General features: G+C 75.5%; 18 protein-coding genes and 1 pseudogene. 7 read left to right on the forward strand and 12 right to left on the reverse strand.

The features are described from left to right. The first annotated feature begins 4 nt into the window (after positions 1–4). The 3 genes from GA0070622_RS19355 to GA0070622_RS19365 are packed head-to-tail and all read left to right on the forward strand — an operon-like array spanning position 5 to position 2,309. A complete protein-coding gene (locus GA0070622_RS19355) occupies positions 5–952 on the forward strand; it encodes an ROK family protein (protein WP_091574927.1) in 948 nt (315 codons plus the stop codon). After that, positions 949–1,521, forward strand: a complete 573-nt coding sequence (locus GA0070622_RS19360) for an NADPH-dependent FMN reductase (RefSeq protein WP_091574930.1) — start codon at positions 949–951, stop codon at positions 1,519–1,521. The genes GA0070622_RS19355 and GA0070622_RS19360 overlap by 4 nt, the downstream gene beginning before the upstream one ends. Continuing rightward, the gene (locus GA0070622_RS19365; RefSeq protein ID WP_091574933.1) at positions 1,518–2,309 is read left to right on the forward strand and encodes a shikimate dehydrogenase family protein; all 792 of its coding nucleotides are present in this window, start codon (positions 1,518–1,520) and stop codon (positions 2,307–2,309) included. Before GA0070622_RS19360 ends, GA0070622_RS19365 begins: the two co-directional genes overlap by 4 nt. Before the next feature lie 5 nt (positions 2,310–2,314). Here GA0070622_RS19365 and GA0070622_RS19370 read toward each other — a convergent pair. From GA0070622_RS19370 to GA0070622_RS19385, 4 genes and pseudogenes are all read right to left on the reverse strand, one after another. Further along, positions 2,315–2,699 (reverse strand): annotated as a pseudogene (locus GA0070622_RS19370) (VOC family protein). Between the two features lie 66 nt (positions 2,700–2,765). Further along, complete coding sequence (locus tag GA0070622_RS19375; RefSeq protein WP_091574937.1) at positions 2,766–3,464, reverse strand: NADPH-dependent F420 reductase; 699 nt, start codon at positions 3,462–3,464, stop codon at positions 2,766–2,768. A gap of 21 nt (positions 3,465–3,485) precedes the next feature. Next, on the reverse strand, positions 3,486–4,517 hold the full coding sequence (locus GA0070622_RS19380) for an LLM class flavin-dependent oxidoreductase (RefSeq protein ID WP_091574940.1): 1,032 nt from the start codon (positions 4,515–4,517) through the stop codon (positions 3,486–3,488). Next, a complete protein-coding gene (locus tag GA0070622_RS19385) occupies positions 4,510–5,559 on the reverse strand; it encodes an LLM class flavin-dependent oxidoreductase (RefSeq protein WP_091574943.1) in 1,050 nt (349 codons plus the stop codon). The genes GA0070622_RS19380 and GA0070622_RS19385 overlap by 8 nt, the downstream gene beginning before the upstream one ends. Positions 5,560–5,637: 78 nt before the next feature. Between GA0070622_RS19385 and GA0070622_RS19390 the strand changes: the two genes are divergently transcribed. Further along, the gene (locus GA0070622_RS19390) at positions 5,638–6,162 is read left to right on the forward strand and encodes a MarR family winged helix-turn-helix transcriptional regulator (protein ID WP_091574947.1); all 525 of its coding nucleotides are present in this window, start codon (positions 5,638–5,640) and stop codon (positions 6,160–6,162) included. Here GA0070622_RS19390 and GA0070622_RS19395 read toward each other — a convergent pair. The 4 genes from GA0070622_RS19395 to GA0070622_RS19410 all read right to left on the reverse strand — a co-directional run bounded on the left by GA0070622_RS19395 (position 6,138) and on the right by GA0070622_RS19410 (position 9,593). Then, entirely contained in the window at positions 6,138–6,782 is a 645-nt protein-coding gene (locus tag GA0070622_RS19395) for a dihydrofolate reductase family protein (RefSeq protein WP_091574951.1), read from the reverse strand. The genes GA0070622_RS19390 and GA0070622_RS19395 overlap by 25 nt on opposite strands. A 79-nt stretch (positions 6,783–6,861) precedes the next feature. Next, positions 6,862–7,980: an FUSC family protein gene (locus tag GA0070622_RS19400; RefSeq protein ID WP_091574956.1), complete on the reverse strand. Its 1,119-nt coding sequence runs from the start codon at positions 7,978–7,980 to the stop codon at positions 6,862–6,864. 33 nt (positions 7,981–8,013) lie between these two features. Then, positions 8,014–8,391, reverse strand: coding sequence for a sensory rhodopsin transducer (locus GA0070622_RS19405; RefSeq protein WP_091574959.1), 378 nt, complete (start codon positions 8,389–8,391; stop codon positions 8,014–8,016). After that, entirely contained in the window at positions 8,388–9,593 is a 1,206-nt protein-coding gene (locus GA0070622_RS19410) for a D-arabinono-1,4-lactone oxidase (RefSeq protein ID WP_091574962.1), read from the reverse strand. Before GA0070622_RS19410 ends, GA0070622_RS19405 begins: the two co-directional genes overlap by 4 nt. 65 nt (positions 9,594–9,658) lie before the next feature. Here GA0070622_RS19410 and GA0070622_RS19415 point away from each other — a divergent pair, with 65 nt between their 5' ends. After that, entirely contained in the window at positions 9,659–11,470 is a 1,812-nt protein-coding gene (locus GA0070622_RS19415; RefSeq protein WP_091574966.1) for a glycoside hydrolase family 15 protein, read from the forward strand. A 50-nt stretch (positions 11,471–11,520) separates the two neighbouring features. Next, positions 11,521–12,258 (forward strand): zf-HC2 domain-containing protein, encoded by a 738-nt coding sequence (locus GA0070622_RS19420; protein WP_091577676.1) that lies wholly within the window; start codon positions 11,521–11,523, stop codon positions 12,256–12,258. A gap of 72 nt (positions 12,259–12,330) precedes the next feature. On the opposite strand, the gene GA0070622_RS19425 is transcribed toward GA0070622_RS19420, so the two are convergent. Both GA0070622_RS19425 and GA0070622_RS19430 read right to left on the reverse strand, forming a co-directional pair. Further along, positions 12,331–12,897, reverse strand: coding sequence for a sigma-70 family RNA polymerase sigma factor (locus GA0070622_RS19425; protein ID WP_091574970.1), 567 nt, complete (start codon positions 12,895–12,897; stop codon positions 12,331–12,333). A gap of 162 nt (positions 12,898–13,059) precedes the next feature. Continuing rightward, positions 13,060–13,533 (reverse strand): molybdenum cofactor biosysynthesis protein, encoded by a 474-nt coding sequence (locus GA0070622_RS19430; RefSeq protein WP_091574973.1) that lies wholly within the window; start codon positions 13,531–13,533, stop codon positions 13,060–13,062. A gap of 91 nt (positions 13,534–13,624) precedes the next feature. Between GA0070622_RS19430 and GA0070622_RS19435 the strand changes: the two genes are divergently transcribed. Then, positions 13,625–14,803 (forward strand): hypothetical protein, encoded by a 1,179-nt coding sequence (locus tag GA0070622_RS19435; RefSeq protein ID WP_141684595.1) that lies wholly within the window; start codon positions 13,625–13,627, stop codon positions 14,801–14,803. Positions 14,804–14,869: 66 nt separating this feature from the next. On the opposite strand, the gene GA0070622_RS19440 is transcribed toward GA0070622_RS19435, so the two are convergent. Together GA0070622_RS19440 and GA0070622_RS19445 are read right to left on the reverse strand one after the other, a co-directional pair. Next, the gene (locus tag GA0070622_RS19440) at positions 14,870–15,961 is read right to left on the reverse strand and encodes a PIN domain-containing protein (protein WP_091574980.1); all 1,092 of its coding nucleotides are present in this window, start codon (positions 15,959–15,961) and stop codon (positions 14,870–14,872) included. Positions 15,962–15,997: 36 nt separating this feature from the next. Next, complete coding sequence (locus tag GA0070622_RS19445; protein WP_091574985.1) at positions 15,998–16,225, reverse strand: DUF3040 domain-containing protein; 228 nt, start codon at positions 16,223–16,225, stop codon at positions 15,998–16,000. Positions 16,226–16,322 lie beyond the last annotated feature (97 nt).

Genomic DNA, 16,322 nt, shown 5'->3' on the forward strand with positions numbered 1-16,322 from the left:
CGGCGTGACGGGAGGGCCGGGCGCCGCGCTGCTGGGCGTCGACGTCGGCGGGACGAAGGTCGCGCTGCGCGCCGAGGCGGCCGGCCGGCCCGCGTACGAGCGAATCGTCACCTGGCCGACCGGCGCGGACCCGGCCGCCGACCTGTCGCTGCTGGCCACCGAGGCGGCGGCGCTGCGGGCCGGCTTCGGCCCGGTCGCCACGGTGGGCGTGGCCATGCCGGCCACCGTCGACCGGGGCGGCGCGGTCGTCGCCTGGCCCGGCCGCCCGAGCTGGGTCGGGTTGGACCTGGCCGGCGCGCTGCGCCGGCTGTTCCCGGACACCCGGACCGGGTACGCCGACGACGGCGACCTGGCGGCGCTGGCCGAGGCCCGGCACGCGGGCCGGGACGACGTGCTCTACCTGGGGGTGGGCACCGGGGTCGGCGGCGGGATCGTGCTCGGTGGCCGCAACGTCCCGGCCGGCGCGTCCGCCGAGGTCGGACACATGGTGGTCGACGTCGACGGAGAGCGGTGCGACTGCGGACGGGCCGGTTGCCTCCAGGCGACCGCGTCCGGGCCGGCGACGCTGCGCCGGGCCGCGCGCCTGCGCGGCGGGCCGGTGGACCACCGGCGGCTGCGCGACGGGCTGCGCGACGGGCGGCCGTGGGCGGTGGAGGCGATCCGGCCGGCCTGCGCCGCGCTGGCCGCCGCCGTGGTGAGCCTCGGCGAGCTGCTCGCCGTCGACCTGGCGGTCGTCGGTGGCGGCTTCGCCGCCGGGCTGCCCGGTTTCGTGCCGTTGGTCGGGCGCCTCGCCGCCGCCGGCGGCCGGGCGGGCCGACCCGCGCCCCGGGTGGCCGCAGCCGCGCTCGGCGGGCTCTCGTCCCTGCACGGCGCGCTCCACCTCGCCCGCGACCTCGCGGACGCACCGGTCCCGACCGGGCCCGGGTACCTCACCAGGGAGGCCAGCCAATGATCAGGATCGGGGTCGTCGCGGGCAGCACCCGCCCGGGCCGCAAGGCCGACGCGGTGGCGCGCTGGGTGTGCGACGTCGCCGCCGGGCGTACGGACGTCACCGCCGAACTCGTCGACCTGGCGGACCATCCGCTGCCGCACTTCGCCGAGGCGCTGCCCCCGTCGATGGCGCCCTCGGGCCGGCCGGCGATCCGCCGCTGGGGGTCGACCGTCGCGGCGCTGGACGCGTTCGTCTTCGTCACCCCGGAGTACAACCACTCGGTTCCCGGCGTGCTCAAGGACGCGATCGACGCGCTCTACCAGGAGTGGCACCACAAGCCGGCCGGGCTGGTCAGCTACGGGGTGCACGGCGGGACCCGGGCCGCCGAGCACCTGCGGCTGGTGCTCGGTCAGGTGTCGGTGCCGGTGGTCCGTTCCCAGGTGGCGCTCTCGCTGCACACCGACTTCGTGGCGTTCCGCGATCTGCGGCCCGGACCGCACCAGCGGGAGGCGGTGGGCACCGTGCTCGACGAGGTGGCGGCGTGGGCCGGGGCGCTGCGGACGCTGCGCCGACCGCAGCCGGTGCGATGACCGTGATCGGCGGCGCCACCCGTCTGTACGCGCTGCTCGGCGACCCGATCGCCCAGGTGCGGGCGCCGGGCCTGCTCAACCCGGTGCTGACCCGCCGCGGCACGGACGCCGTGCTGGTGCCGGTGCACGTGCCGGCCGCCGCCCTGCCCGACGTGGTGGCCGGGCTGCGCCGGGTGGCCAACCTGGACGGGATGCTGGTGACCGTGCCGCACAAGGCGGCCCTGCTCGGTCTGGCCGACCGGGTCACCGACCGGGCCCGGCTGGCCGGCAGCGTCAACGCGCTGCGCCGGGAACCGGACGGCACCTGGTCGGCGGACACGTTCGACGGTGACGGGTTCGTCCGCGCCCTGGTGGCGGCCGGGCACGATCCGCGCGGCCGGCGGGTCTGCCTGGTGGGGGCCGGCGGTGCGGGCAGCGCCATCGCGGTGGCCCTGCTCGACGCCGGGGTGGCCGCGCTGCACCTGACCGACACCGACCCGGCGCGCCTGGCCGCGCTAGGCGGGCGGCTGTCGGAGGCGTACCCGGACCGGGTGCACGGCGCGTCCCGGCCGCGGCTGGCCGACGCGGACCTCGCGGTCAACGCGACGCCGCTGGGGCTGCGCCCGACGGACCCGCCGCCGTTCCCGGTGGCCGAGCTGCCGGCCCGGGCGGTGGTGGCGGACATCATCATGTCGCCGGCGGAGACGCCGCTGCTGCGCGCGGCCCGGGATCGGGGCCTGGCCGCCCACCCCGGCGAGCCGATGCTGGCCCACCAGATCGACGGCTACCTGGACTTCTTCGGCCTGTAGAGGCGTCAGGACCCGGTCGCGGCCCGGTCGGCGGCGCTGCGCAGTACGCAGAACTCGTTGCCCTCGGGGTCGGCGAGCACCGCCCAGCCGGAGCCGTCCGGGTGGCGCCGGTCGTCGACCAGGGTGGCGCCGAGGCCGAGCAGCCGCTCCACCTCCGGCTCGCGCGAGGTCTCCGGGCGCAGGCAGAGGTGGATCCGGTTCTTCGACGTCTTGGGCTCGGGCACCTGGTTGAAGTGCAGCACCGGGCCCTCCGCCAGCAGCACCTGGGCCTCCGGGGTCACCCGGTCGGTCCTCCGGGTGCAGCGGCCGCCCGGTCACCTCGCTCCAGAAGCGCGCCAGCCCGTAGGCATCCGCACAGTCGATCGCCACGTTCTGCACCACCGAAACCATGACCGGGAGCCTTCCGGACCGGCGTCCCGGACGCCACCGGATTCCGCCGTCGGCGGTCGCGGCGGGTCAGGCCGGGCCCGGGCGTCCGGCCCGCGCCCGGGCGACGATCCGCCCGCGTTCGGATTCCGGGAACCGGTCGAGCATGGCCCGCAGCTCGTCGGCGCTCACGTCGGCCCCGAACGACTCGCTGCCCGGTTCCAGCCGTACGCCCTCGGCCAGCGGGCCCGCGACGACCGGGTCGAAGCCGAGCCGGTCCACCAGGGACGCGACCACGGCGAGGTCGTCCTGGCGGTCACCGGCGATCGCGATGGCCTTGCGGCCGTCCGCGCCCGCCGGCCGGGCCTCGTCCTCGAGGTCGTGGTAGCCCATGTGGTTGAACGCCTTCACCACGCGTGACCCGGGCAGGTAAGCCTGCACGGTCTCACTGGACGAGGTGCGCGGGTCGGTGAGGTCGTCGCGGATGCCGTCGATCTCCCACCAGTAGTTCATGGCGTCGACGACGAGCTTGCCGCGCAACGCGTCGACCGGGACGCTCCGGTACTTGCCCAGCGGCAGGGCGAGGACGACGACGTCGGCGCGGGCGGCCGCGTCGGCCGCCGTGGTGGCGACCGCGCCGGGCGTCAGCACCTCGACGGTGAGGGCGATCTTCGCCGGGTCGCCGGAGCCGGCGATGAACACCCGGTGGCCGGCGGCCACCGCGAGCCGGGCGAGCACCGTGCCCACCTTGCCGGCGCCGAGGATGCCGAGGGTCTGCGATCCGTCCACTGTTCTCCTTCCGGGCCGGCGTCAACCGGCGAGCATGTCGCGGACCAGCGGGATCACCCGGCTGCCGTACAGCTCGACGGCGCGCATGCGGGCGCTCACCGGCTGGGCGCCGGCGGTGTAGATGAGGTCGAACCGGCCGACGCCGAGGGCGCGGATCGCGTCGGTCATCCGGCGGGCCACGGTCTCCGGCGAGCCGATGTAGAGGGAGCCGTGCGCCACCTCGGCGTCGAACTCGGTACGCCGGATCGGCGGCCAGCCCCGCAGCTTGCCGATCCGGTCCCGCATGATGCGGTAGTGCGGCCAGAACAGCTCCCTGGCCTCCTCGTCGGTGTCGGCGACGAACCCCGGTGAGTGCATGCCGACCGGGTGGGCGGTGGTGCGGAACTGCTCGGCGGCCCGCCGGTAGAGGTCGAGGTAGGGCGCGAACCGCTCGGGTGAGCCGCCGATGATGGCGAGCATGAGCGGGAAGCCGTAGTGGGCGGTGCGCACCACGGACTGCGGCGAGCCGCCGACCCCCACCCAGGTGCTGAGGCGCCCCGACTCGGTCTTCGGGAAGACGTCGGCGTGCTCCAGCGCGGCGCGCGTCGTGCCGCTCCAGGTGACCGGCTTCTCCTCCAGCAGCTTCGCGAAGAGTTCGATCTTCTCCTCGAACAGCACGTCGTAGTCGCTCAGGTCGTAGCCGAACAGCGGGAAGGACTCGGTGAACGAGCCCCGGCCGAGGATGACCTCGGCCCGGCCGTTCGACAGTGCGTCCACGGTCGCGAAGCGTTGGAACACCCGCACCGGGTCGTCCGAGCTGAGCACCGTCACCCCGGAGGCGAGCCGGATCCGGGAGGTACGGGTGGCGATCCCGGCCAGCACGGTCTCCGGGGTCGACACCGAGTACTCCGGCCGGTGGTGCTCGCCGAGGGCGATGACGTCGACGCCCAGGTCGTCGGCGAGCACCGCCTCGTCCACGACCTGCCGGATCGCGGCGGCGTGCGACAGCGGCCGACCGGCGTCGTCCTCCGGCACGTCGCCGAAGGTGTCGAGGCCGAACACGAGGTCAGACATGGGTGGGCTCCTTCGCCAGCAGCTCTCGTACCCGCGGGGCGGCCTCGCCGCCGAGCAGCTCGATCGTCCGTGCGCGCGCCTTGCGGGGCAGGTGGGTGATGTCGTACTTCAGGTCGAAGCGGCTCAGGCGCAGGTCCCGGGCGGTCGCGGCGATCTTTCGGGCGACCGTCTCGGGCGACCCGACGTAGAGCGCCCCGTGGTCGATCTCGGCCTCGTAGCGCCGGCGGTCCGGCCGGTAGAAGCCGCGTTCCTCGGCGAGCCGGGTCACCACCGGCTGCCAGTACCGCCACCAGGTCTCCACCGCCTCCTCGTCAGTATCGGCGACGAGACCCAGCGAGTGCTGGCCGATCGGCCGCACCGGGTGGCCGGCCCGGGCGAGCGCCCGCCGGTAGAGCTCGACGTGGCCGGCGAACCGCTGCGGGCGTCCGCCGATGACCGCGAGCATCAGGGGCAGGCCGTAGCGGGCGGCGCGGAGCACCGAGTCCGGGCTCCCGCCGACGCCGATCCAGGTCGGGATGCCGCCCGCCGGCATGCGCGGGTGCAGGCGCTGCCCGACCAGCGGCGTCCGTACCGTGCCGCTCCAGGTGACCGGTTCGTCCCGCTGGAGCCGGACGAACAGGTCGAGCTTCTCCTCGAACAACCGCTCGTAGTCGGCGAGGTCGTAACCGAACAGGGGGAACGACTCGGTGGCCGACGCCCGGCCGAGGACGATCTGGGCCCGACCGTTCGACACCGCGTCGAGGGTCGAGAACTCGTGGTAGAGCCGGACCGGGTCGTTGGTGCTCAGCACCGTGACCGACGTCCCGAGCCGGATCCGGTCGGTGGCCGTCGCGATCGCGGCCAGCAGCACCGGCGTGGCCGAGTCGGTGTGGCCCTCCCGGTAGTGCTCGCCCACGCTGAACACGTCGAGCCCGACCGACTCGGCCAGCCGCGCCTCCTCGACGAGCAGGCGGACGGTCTCCGCGTCGGTCAGGATCCGGTCGCCGTCGGTGGCGACCTCGCCGAACGAGTTGAGCCCCAGGGCGAACGTCTCCGCTGTCATGTCCCCTCCTCCGATGACGGACGATTGACATGTCAAACACGGTAGCCTGCGGATTGACATGTCAATTGGAGGAAGAGGATGACGAACACCACACCCCGTCCGGGCCGTGGGCGCCGGCTTCCGAGCCGGGAGGAGCTGCGGATCTGGCGCGAATTCGTCGAGACCACGGAGGCGCTCCGGTCCCGGGTCGCGTCCCGGCTCCAGGTCGAGTCGTCACTGACACCGGGCGACTACGCCGTGCTGCTGGCGCTCAGCGAGGCCGAGGACCGGCACCTGCGCTCCTCGGAACTGGCCGCCCGGATCGGCTGGGAGCGCAGCCGGCTCTCCCACCACCTGGGGCGGATGGAACGGCGCGGACTCGTCCGCCGCCAGGAGTGCGCCGCCGAGCCGCGCGGTGCGGAGGTCCACCTGACGCCCGCCGGGGCGGCGGCGTTCGGTGGAGCCACCGCCCCGCACCTGCGCGCCATCCGCGAACTCTTCGTCGACGCGCTCACCGCGGACCAGCTCCGGGCCGCCGGCGAGATCGCCGCGGCGCTGCGCGCGCACCTGGACGCCGCACCCGGAGCCCCGGGCGGGCGTCAGTCGACGCGTCCGGCGTCCTGATCGCGGACGGCCATGTCCCCGGTCGCCGGGGTGCCGTCGGCGAGGCCGTAGCGCAGGTAGACGGTGCCCTTCGGGTTGGCCACCGGCGGCTCGACCAGGGTCACGTTCGTGGGCACCGCTCCCCCGTCGAACACCTTCTTCCCGACGCCGAGCACGATCGGGTGCACCCAGAGGTCGATCCGGTCGAACAGCTTCTCCCGCAGGAGCGTCTGCACCAGGTTCAGACTGCCGACCACCTTCACGTTCTCGTGCCGGTCCCGGAGCTCGCGCACCGCGCCGACCAGGTCCGGGCCGAGCTGCGTCGACCCGGCCCAGGACAGGTCCGGCCGGCCGCGCGAGGCCACGTACTTCGGGATGCGGTTGAACAGCGCGGCGATCCCGTCGTCCGGCCCGCCCTCCTGGTGCGGCCAGTAGGCGGCGAAGATGTCGTACGTCCGGCGGCCGAGCAGCAACGCGTCGGTGCCCTCGTACGCGGCCTGGACCTGCGCCCCGGTGACCTCGTCGATCAGAGGCGCCTGCCAGCCCCCGAACGGGAACCCGACCGGGTCCTCGTCGGGGCCGCCCGGCGCCTGCCCGACCAGGTCGAGCGTGGCGAACATTTCGATGTGGATGAGGCCCATGCCCTACTCCCGTGCCGTGGTGTGTCGGTCGGACGGTAGACCGACGCGGCTCGGCGAACTCATCGGCGCGTGGCAGGGTCTACGGCGTGCGGGCCGCGGCGGCCCGGCGGACCTGCCGGCGGGCCTCGTCGGCCGGCACGCCGGTGGCGCGGAGCACGTCGTTGGCGGCGGTGCGCAACTGGGAGACCACGATGGTGCCGGAGAAGCCGATGTCCTGCCGGCACGCCGCACCGGCGTCACGCACCGCGCGCAGCACCCGCTCCCGGGCGGCGTGCGGTTCCTGGGCGCCGAGGAACTCCCGGTGCAGCAACCGGATCGCCGTCCCGAAGTGCTCCAGCGCGGCCGGCAGGTCGGCCGGCACCGGCTCCCGGTCACGCAGGGCGGTGCCGACCCGGCGGACCAGGGCCCGGCTGTTGCGGAACGCCCGGTCCAGGTGCTCCGCGCCGTTGCGGTACGCGGCCAGCGCGCGCCGTCGCCGCCAGCGCACCGGGGAGAACCGGACCACCTCGTCGGCGGCGCCGACCACCTCGTCGATCCGGTTCAGCTCCGGTTCGGCGGCGCGCATCCGGGCCAGCACGGCGTCGGCCGCGCGGGCGTCGCCGCGGGCCAGCGCCTCCGCCGACGCGGTCATCTCCCGGGCGAACGTGTCCAGCGCCGGATCGGCTACCCGGCGCACCGTGCGCAGCGGGTTCAGCGGCGCCAGCACCAGCACCACGAGCAGGCCGACCAGGCCGCCGACCAACGCATTGATCGTGCGGGGCAGTTCCAGGTCGGGTGAGACCGGGGTGAGCGTGGCGACCAGCACGGCCGTACCGCCGGCCTGGGTGACCAGCGCGCCGGTGCCGCGGACCACCACCGCGGCGCTGACCGCCAGGAAGACGATCGCACCGGTCTGCCAGGGGCCGGTGCCGAGCAGGTGGATCAGCACGTCCCCGACGACGATGCCGAGCACCACCCCGACGACGAGTTCGACGGTGCGCCGGGTCCGGCCGCCGAGCGCGGCGGCGATGACACCGACCGCCGCGGCGGGCGCGAACGTCGGGTCCGGGTTACCGAGCACCTCGCGGGCGATCAGCCAGGCCAGCGCGGCGGCCAGGCCCGCCTGGACCGCCACGATGAAGTACGTGCGTACCCGCTGGCGGCTGGCCCGACCGGCCTCGCGGACCCGGTCGCCCAGCCGGTCGGTGGCTTCCCGCATGCGCCGGGGTACCCGCCGCCGCCCGGTCGAACCTCACCCCGGGTACGCCATCGTGCCGGTCAACGCCACCACGCCGGGCAGCCGGGTGTCCTGACGCAGGAACTGCACCACCACCGGCACCGGGGACCGCAGCACGCAGCCGTACGCCCGGTCCAGCCGCACCGCCTCCGGGTCGATCAGGTCGTTGACCCGCAGGTGCCGGATCCGGCGCGCGCCGACCAGCACCCGGTACGGACCGACCGGCTCGGCGTCCTCGTAGTAGAAGTCCAGCGTCAGGTCGGCGTCGTGGTCGGTGGTGTTGAGCACGCAGAGCTGGTCGAATCCGGTGAACTCCGGCTCCGGCCCGTGCGCCGGGAACGGCACGTGCCCGCCGGGCACCACCCAGATCCGGGCGCCGACCGGGGCGGTCACGACTCCTCCAGCAGTCGGGCCAGGTCCGGGGTGAGGAACACCCCGTCCGGGTCGAGCCGGCGGCGCACCGCCCGGAAGTCGTCCCAGCGGGGATAGAGGGGGCGCAACTCCCGCGCGCGGAGCCAGTGCCTCTTGCCCCAGTGCGGCCGGCCGCCGTAGTGCCGGAAGACCGCCTCCATGTCCCGGAAGTACTCCTCGTACGGCAGGGAGGTGTTCTGCAGGCAGGCGATGGTGGTGGTGGGCCGGCCGTAGGCGTTGCTGAGCCAGATGTCGTCCGGCGCGATGGTGCGCACCAGCACCCGCCAGCCGGCCACCCGGCGGTGCCGCTCGCGGATGCGGCGGCGCACCTCGGCGAAACAGGCCGGGAACGCCTCCGACGGCAGCATGTACTCGATCTCCTCGAAGCGCAGCTCCCGGTTGCGGGGAATGGTGCGGTGAGTGGGCCCGACCTGGCTCTGCCGGGGCTCGCCGTCCGGCTGGCCCGTCCCGGGCCACAACGGCCGCTGGTTGGCCTCGTCGGTCCGGTTGATCACGCGGATCTGGGTCCGGTCGCTGCGCGGATACCAGTAGAAGTCCATGTTGCGGTTGGTGTGCTGAAGTTCGGCGAGGTGGTCCAGGGTCCAGTCCAGGTGCGCGCACCAGGAGCGGCGGTGCAGCTCGTAGCGGGGCTGCACGTCGAGCGTGATCCGGGTGACCACGCCGAGAGCGCCGAGCGAGAGCCGGGCGGCCGGCAGCAGGTGCGGGTTGCGCTCCGCGTCGACGTCCAGCGTGTCGCCGGTGCCGGTGACCAGGCGTACGCCGGTGACCTGGGTGCTCAGGTTGCCGAAACCGAGGCCGGTGCCGTGGGTGCCGGTGGCGGTCGCCCCGGCGATCGACTGGTAGTCGACGTCGCCCAGGTTGTCCATCGCCAGCCCGGCGTCGTAGAGCCCCTCACCGAGCGCCTTGAGCTTGGTGCCGGCCCAGGCGGTGGCGAGCCGGCCGTCGTCGGAGATCACCCCGGCCAGCCGGTCCAGGCCGAGCAGGATCCCGTCGGTACGCACCAGCGGGCTGGACGAGTGCCCCGAACCGACCGGCCGCACGGTGGTCCCGGTCTCCCGGGCCTGGCGCACCAGCGCGCGCACCTCGTCCTCGTCGGCCGGTTCGACCCACCGCTGGGGAGTGAAGGACAGGCTGCCGGACCAGTTCACGAACGCGCGTGTCACTCGGCCCCCTCCCCCGGCGGCGGTCGGCGCCCGCTTACCCACGCCCACCCCGGGTAGTCACCGGTGTGCCCTTCCCACCGATCGACGCGTACGCGTTCCTGTCCGACACGCACACCACCGCGCTGGTCGCGCCGGACGGCGCGGTCGAGTGGCTCTGCGTCCCGGACGCGGCGGGCGACGCGCTGCTGGCCCGGCTGCTGGACCGGGACGTCGGTGGCCGGTGCACGCTCACCGTGGCCGGCGCTCCGATGCCCCGGCGTCGCTACCTGCCGGACACGCTGGTGCTGGAGAACCGGTGGTCCGGCCCGGCCGGCGCGGCCGTCGGCGAGGACCTGCTGGCCGTCCGGCCGGGCGCCGTCGACCGCCCGATCCACGCCGAGCGGGTGCTGGTGCGCCGCCTGCGGGTCACCGCCGGCACGCTGCGGGTCCGCGCGGAGCTGACCCCCCGCCCCGGGTACGGCTCACGCCCGGTGCGCTGGCGGCGCGACGGACCCGGCTGGCACGCCGAGGGCACCGCGCTGCGGCTGCGGACCGACCTGCCGGTGACCGTCGAGGGCGGCGCCCTGGTCGCCGAGGCGGAGCTGCGCGCCGGGCAGAGCGCCACGCTGCTGCTCGGGTACGCCGACCGGGCACCCGACCCCGCCGACGCGGAGGCGTTGCGGGACCGGACGTGCACCACCTGGCGGGACTGGTCGGCGCGCGGCGACTACCGTGGCTTCGCCGCCGACGCGGTGCGCCACAGCGCCCTGGTGCTGCGCGGCCTGTCGTACGACGAGACCGGCGCGTTGCTGGCCGCCCCGACCACCTCGCTGCCGGAGGAGATCGGCGGCGTGCGCAACTGGGACTACCGCTTCACCTGGCACCGGGACGCGGCGCTGCTGCTGCTCGCGTTGTTCCGGCTCGGGCACGCCGAGGAGGGCCGCCGCTACCTGCGCTTCCTGCTCGGGATCTGCGCCCGGCAGGAGCCGCTCGCCCCGCTGGTCGGCATCCACGGCCATTCCACCGCGGAGCGTGAGCTGCCCCACCTGTCCGGCTACGCCGGCTCGGCGCCGGTCCGGGTGGGCAACGGGGCGGCGGAGCAGACCCAGTTCGACACGTACGGGCACGTCCTCGACGCGGCGCTGGCGTACCAGCAGCTCACCGGCGAGCTGACCGAACCGCAGTGGGGACTGCTGCGCCGGCACGTGGAGACGATGGCGCGGCGGTGGCGGGAGCCCGACCACGGGGTGTGGGAGATCCGCGGTCCGTGCCGGCACTACGTCAACTCCAAGGTCATGACCTGGGTCTGCCTGGACCGGGGGATCCGCCTGGCCGGGCTGCTCGGAGACCGGGACGCGCCGGTGGACCGGTGGCGCCGGGAACGCGACGCGCTGCACGCCGAGGTGGTGCGACGGGGCTACGACGAGCGGATCGGCAGCTTCGTCCTCGCGTACGGCTCGACCGAGCTGGACGCCTCGCTCCTGCGCATGCCGCTCGTCGGCTTCCTCCCCGGCGACGATCCCCGGGTCGTCGCCACGGTCGACCGGATCCGCGCCGACCTGGCCGTGGCGCCCGACCTGATCCGGCGGTACCGGGTCGACGACGGGTTGCCGGGCACCGAGGGCGCGTTCCTGCTCTGCTCGTTCGAGCTGGTGTCCGCCCTGGTGCTGGCGGGCCGTCCGGGCGAGGCGCGGGAGATCTTCGACCGGTTGGCCGGCCGGGCCGGACCGCTCGGCCTGCACCCGGAGGAACGCGCGCCGGACGGCACGGCGCTGGGCAACCACCCCCAGGCGTTCACCCACCTGGCGCTGGTCGAGGCGGCGCTGAACCTGGACGCGGCCGGCGACCGGGACGCGCTGCACGCGTGGGCCGAGCGTACGGGCAGCGTGTCGGCCTGATCCGGCACCCCGCCGGGAACCAGACGGCCGGTACGGACGACTATCCCTACATGGCGTGTGAGCGGTGGCGGGAGATCCTGTCGGCACAGCTGGACGGTGAGGCGTCCCGGTCGGAGACCGAGGCGGCCGAGGCGCACCTGAGCGGCTGTGCCGGCTGCCGGGGCTGGTTCGAGTCGGCCGCCGCGGTCACCCGACGCGCCCGTACGCAGCTGGCCCCTCGGGTGCCCGACCTGGTCGAGGCGGTGCTGGCCGCCGCGCCCCCGCCCCGGCCGAGCCGGCGCCAGCGGGTGGCCCTCGGACTGCGCGGCGCGCTCGGCCTGCTCGGCGCGGTGCAACTGGTGCTCGGCCTGGCGCAGATCGGCCGGGAGGCGGTGGTCGCGCACGCGCACACCTCCGGCCAGCACCTGTGGCACGAGTCGGCGGCGTGGAACGTGGCCGTCGGCGCCGGCTTCCTCTACGTCGCGCTGCGCCGCACCACCCCGTCCGGACTGCTGCCCATGCTCAGCGCGTTCGTCGCCACGCTGGTGCTGCTGTCGGTCAACGACCTGATCACCGGCCAGGTGGCGCTGACCCGGCTGGTCAGCCACGGCTTCCTGCTGGTCGGCTGGGCGGTGATGCTGGTGCTGTCCCGGCCGGGCTGGCGTCCCGGCGACACCCCGCCCGGGCGGGGCCGGTCGACCGGCTCGCGGTGGGCGCTGCGGACCGAGGAGCCGGCCGCGCCGGCCCCGCTGCGGCTGGTGCCGCCCGGCCCGTACACGGCACAGGCCCGCGACCGCCGCGCCGCCTGACCGCGCCCGCGCGGCGGTCACCTGCCGCAGGGTCCGGACGGCGGCCGCCCGCCTCCTGGTGAGCCGGCCCGGTCAGCGGGCGCGGCGGTCACGGGCGTCGCCGGCCCAGGCGGCGACCAGGTCCTCGCGGGCGCGGGCGACCCGGGACCGGATGGTGCCGACCGGGCAACCGCACACCTCGGCGGCCTCGGCGTAGGACAGGCCGAGCACCTGGGTGGCGACGAACGCCTCGCGCCGTTCCGGGGCGAGCCCGGCGATGAGCCCGCGCAGCGCCACACCGTCGTCCCCGCCCGCGGTGACCGCCCCGGCCGCCTCGGCGGCGGCCTGCCAGTCCGGCAGCGCCGCCACCCGGGGGCGTACGGTCGCGGCCCGCACGTGGTCCACGGCGACCCGACGCGCGATGGTGAAGACCCAGGTGCGGGCGGAGGACCGGCCGGCGAAGCCGGGCAGGCTGCGCAGCGCGCGCAGGAACGTCTCCTGGGCGAGGTCGTCGGCCTCGGCCGGACCGGCGAGGTGGGCGAGGAACCGCCACACCGGGCCCTGCAACGCCCGGACGAACGCGGCGGCGGCCTGCTGGTCCCCCCGGCCCGCGCGGTGCGCCCAGCGGGTGACCTGTTCGTCGTCGGTGTCCGGGCTCATCCGCGGCCGGCCCGCCGGCCCGAGGTGGTCATGCCCGACGGTACGGATGCCGGCCCGGCTCGGTTCATCCCTGGCGCCCTTCCTGCCACCTCGCCGCCGACCGGACGATCGGTGACCCCGCTGTTGGTCGGCCGGCGGGCGGAGAAAGTTCCCGACCGGCCGTCAGTCGTCGACGGAGACCGTCACCGGCCCGACCCGCAGCACGCCGTCGGTGAGCGGCTCGCACCGGACGCCTCCGCGTCGGCGCATCGCCGTCCAGGTGCCGGGTGCGACCACCACGTCGAGCCAGGCGCACGGCGGGGCGGCCCGGTGCACCCGCAGGCTGACCGGGCCGTCGCCGGAATCCAGGGTCAGCACCCGGCCGACCAGCTCGTCCACCGCGATGCCGCTGGTCAGCACGTTGCGCCGGAGCTGGGCGAGGTCGGCGCCGGCCGGCAGCGACTCCTGCGCGATCAGCGTGACGCTCGCGGTGCGGTGCGCGGGCCGGCCGAAGTAACGGTCACCGACGATGCCCAGGCCGGACCGGATCCGCACCTGCTCGACCAGTTCCCCGGGCGGCGCCGGGGCGGGCCCGTCCGCGGGCCGGCCCAGGTACCGGTGCACCGGCGAGGCCAGCAGTTGCAGGATCCGCGGCATGACCCGATTCTAAGCAAGGGCATACCCCTACCAAAGCGGACGATAGCCACGCTCACGTATCCGCAGCTCAGCGGCACGCGTTGTACCGGGCGTGACGGCGAGACAACCCGGAGCGGTCGGGCCCCACCTGGGGCGCCGGTTGGCCTGGGCGCGGCGCGAGAACGAGCGCCGACGCCGGGCGTACGAGACGGCGGCGCGCGCCTGGCGGCGCCGCGCGGAGCACCTCGACCGGCTGCGGATCGAGGCGGACGCGTTCCACGGGTGCGCCCTGCCCGGCACGGCACTGCCGGTGCCGCTGCACGACGGCGAGGTCGTCTACCGCATCCTGCCCGCCGTCGAACTGGTCGAGGCCACCGCCCGGCACCTGCCCGGGCTGCCCGTGCCCGATCCGGGGCTGGCCGGGCGGCTGGATTCGACCGAGGGGCCCCTGCCGGCCGGGCTGCGGGTGGTCGACAGCGGCGCCGCCGTGGTGACCGACCGCCGGGTGGCCTTCGTCGGGCGGGAGGCCCGGCGCGACTGGTCCCTACGGGACCTGCGTGGACCCGGGCACCACCCGGACCGTCCGGTCACCCTGCTGCACCACGCCGACGGCGGTACGCCGTCCGGGCTGCGGATGCCGGCGGCCGGCGCGCCGAACGCCCGGTTCTACCTCACCCTCGCCCACGCCGACGCGGCCGGGGCGCGGGAGGTCGTCGTCGCCGACGTCGAGGCTCTGGTGGCCGCCCACCGGGCCGCGCGACCACGGCCACCCCGTCCGCTCGGTCCGGCGGACGCGCCGGTCGAGCGGACGCGCCCGCAACGGCTGGTCGCGGCCGGGGTCGCGGCGGCCGCCGTCCTGCTCGGCGCCACCTCGGCCGGCACCTGGCCCGCCACCGCCGAGTCGACGCGTCCGACGGCGGGCGCCGCGTCCGCTCCCGGGCCCACCGTCGTGCCCCGGCCCGACGTCACGGCCCGGCCGGACGCGCCTCCGGCACAGCCACCGGCGTCGGTGTCCCGCCGTCCCCGGCCGACCCCGGCCGTCCCGCGCCCGGATCGCGCCTCGGCGCCACCCACCTCACCCGCCGGCCGGGTCCCCGCCGTGCCGCTGGCCGGCACCGACGACCCACCGGTCACCGCATCCCCGAACCCGCCGACGGCCCCCGCGGAACCGAGCCCGGGCACGAGCCCGACCAGCGAGCCGTCCCCCACCGGCAGCCCGAGCCCGCCCGGGGAGCCGACCCCGAGCGCGACCTCGGTCCCGAGTCCGACCACGGCGGCGCCCCCGGCATGACCGGCCCCACCACACCGAGGTGGTGGTGTCCGGCTCGCGTCGGTGCCGGCGGGCCCGGGGCGGCGGTCAGGGCGCGTGCGGGGTGAGCAGGTAGTCGCCGTCGTCGGGGCTCCAGCGCAGCTCCACCGCGCCGGCGGTCGCGGCGGCCTTGCAGAACTGCAGGAAGCTGCGGTAACCGAGCTTCTTCTCGCTGAAGTCCGGTCGGGCCCGCCGCAGCTGGTCCTTCAGGCCGGACAGGGCCACCGCGCCGCCCTCACCGGCGAGGTCGACCACCACCGAGCGGAGCAGCGCGAACTCCACCTCCCGGTCGCCCCGCTCGGGCAGCGACACCTCCGGGTCGCCCTTGGCCGGCCCGGGGGCCAGCTCCACCACGTTGTGCCCGGCCAGGTGCCGCAGCAGTTCGCCGAAGGTGCGGAACCCGTAGTCGGACTCGCTGAACGTCGGGTCCTTGCGCAGCAGGGCCCGCTTGAGCCCGGACGCGGTGACCTCGCCGCCGGCGCTGCCCTGCATGCCGGCCACGGTCTGCACGAGCAGGACGGCGAGCGTGTCGACGTCCCGCGGGGTCTCCTCGGCGGCGGGCGCGGCGTCCAGCGGCGGCTCGGCCACCGGCCCGACGGGCGCGGTCGACGCCGCCGGCTCGGGACGGGTCGGCCGGGTCCGTCGGCCGGCGGAGGGCGGTACGTCGACCCCCTCCAGCCGGTCGTAGTAGAGGAACTCGTCGCAGGCCGGTGGCAGCAGCGCGGAGGTCGACTTCTCGACCCCGACCCCGATCACCCGCTTGTTGAGTTCGCGCAGCTTGTGCACGAGCGGAGTGAAGTCGCTGTCCCCGGTGCAGATCACGAACGTGGAGATGTAGCCGCGCTCGAAGGCCAGCTCGACCGCGTCCACGGCCATCTTGATGTCGGCCGCGTTCTTGCGGGAGGCGCCCATCCGCTGCGGGATCTCGATCAGCTCGACATGCGAGCGGGTGAGCATCCGCCGGTCCTCGTCGAAGTACGACCAGTCCGCGTACGCCCGCCGCACCACCACCCGGCCGCGTTCGGCCAGCGCGTCGGCGATGGGACGGAAGTCGAACGGCCTGCCGCCGTGATGGTCGCGTACGCCCAGCGCCAGGTTCTCGTAGTCGAGGAACAGCGCGATCCGGTCTTCCTGATCCACGCCGGTCAGCCTAGCCCGGCCGGGTCACCGGGCCGGTCAGCGCCGCCGATCGTCGCGGTAGACGGTCTCCCGGCGGGCCACCCGCTGAATCGCGTAGCTGGTGAGCAGGAGCAGGAGCGCGAGCACCACCTCGACGCCGGCGACCGTGCCGCTGGCGACGGTGAGGCCGAGCAGCAGCAGGATCAACCCGACCACGGCCAGCAGGCCGGCGAGCAGCAGCCGGTTGCGCCGCCGCGCCGACCGATCGCCGCCGTCCGCGTCCACCGTGCCGCCTCTCCGCCCGACTCCGCCGCTCCCCCGTCGAGCCTAGGCGCTGCCGGGTCCGCCGGTGGCCGATCGCCGGGTCGGCTCTCAAGACGCC

The organism is Micromonospora sediminicola, from assembly GCF_900089585.1.
Lineage (GTDB): Bacteria > Actinomycetota > Actinomycetes > Mycobacteriales > Micromonosporaceae > Micromonospora > Micromonospora sediminicola.

Coding starts and splice junctions, on each gene's coding strand:
- GA0070622_RS19400 (WP_091574956.1), bottom strand. CDS start 7,980: ATGCGGGAAGCCACCGACCGGCTGGGCGACCGGGTCCGCGAGGCCGGT.
- GA0070622_RS19385 (WP_091574943.1), bottom strand. CDS start 5,559: ATGACAGCGGAGACGTTCGCCCTGGGGCTCAACTCGTTCGGCGAGGTC.
- GA0070622_RS19430 (WP_091574973.1), bottom strand. CDS start 13,533: ATGCCGCGGATCCTGCAACTGCTGGCCTCGCCGGTGCACCGGTACCTG.
- GA0070622_RS19395 (WP_091574951.1), bottom strand. CDS start 6,782: ATGGGCCTCATCCACATCGAAATGTTCGCCACGCTCGACCTGGTCGGG.
- GA0070622_RS19425 (WP_091574970.1), bottom strand. CDS start 12,897: ATGAGCCCGGACACCGACGACGAACAGGTCACCCGCTGGGCGCACCGC.
- GA0070622_RS19365 (WP_091574933.1), top strand. CDS start 1,518: ATGACCGTGATCGGCGGCGCCACCCGTCTGTACGCGCTGCTCGGCGAC.
- GA0070622_RS19390 (WP_091574947.1), top strand. CDS start 5,638: ATGACGAACACCACACCCCGTCCGGGCCGTGGGCGCCGGCTTCCGAGC.
- GA0070622_RS19380 (WP_091574940.1), bottom strand. CDS start 4,517: ATGTCTGACCTCGTGTTCGGCCTCGACACCTTCGGCGACGTGCCGGAG.
- GA0070622_RS19420 (WP_091577676.1), top strand. CDS start 11,521: ATGGCGTGTGAGCGGTGGCGGGAGATCCTGTCGGCACAGCTGGACGGT.
- GA0070622_RS19360 (WP_091574930.1), top strand. CDS start 949: ATGATCAGGATCGGGGTCGTCGCGGGCAGCACCCGCCCGGGCCGCAAG.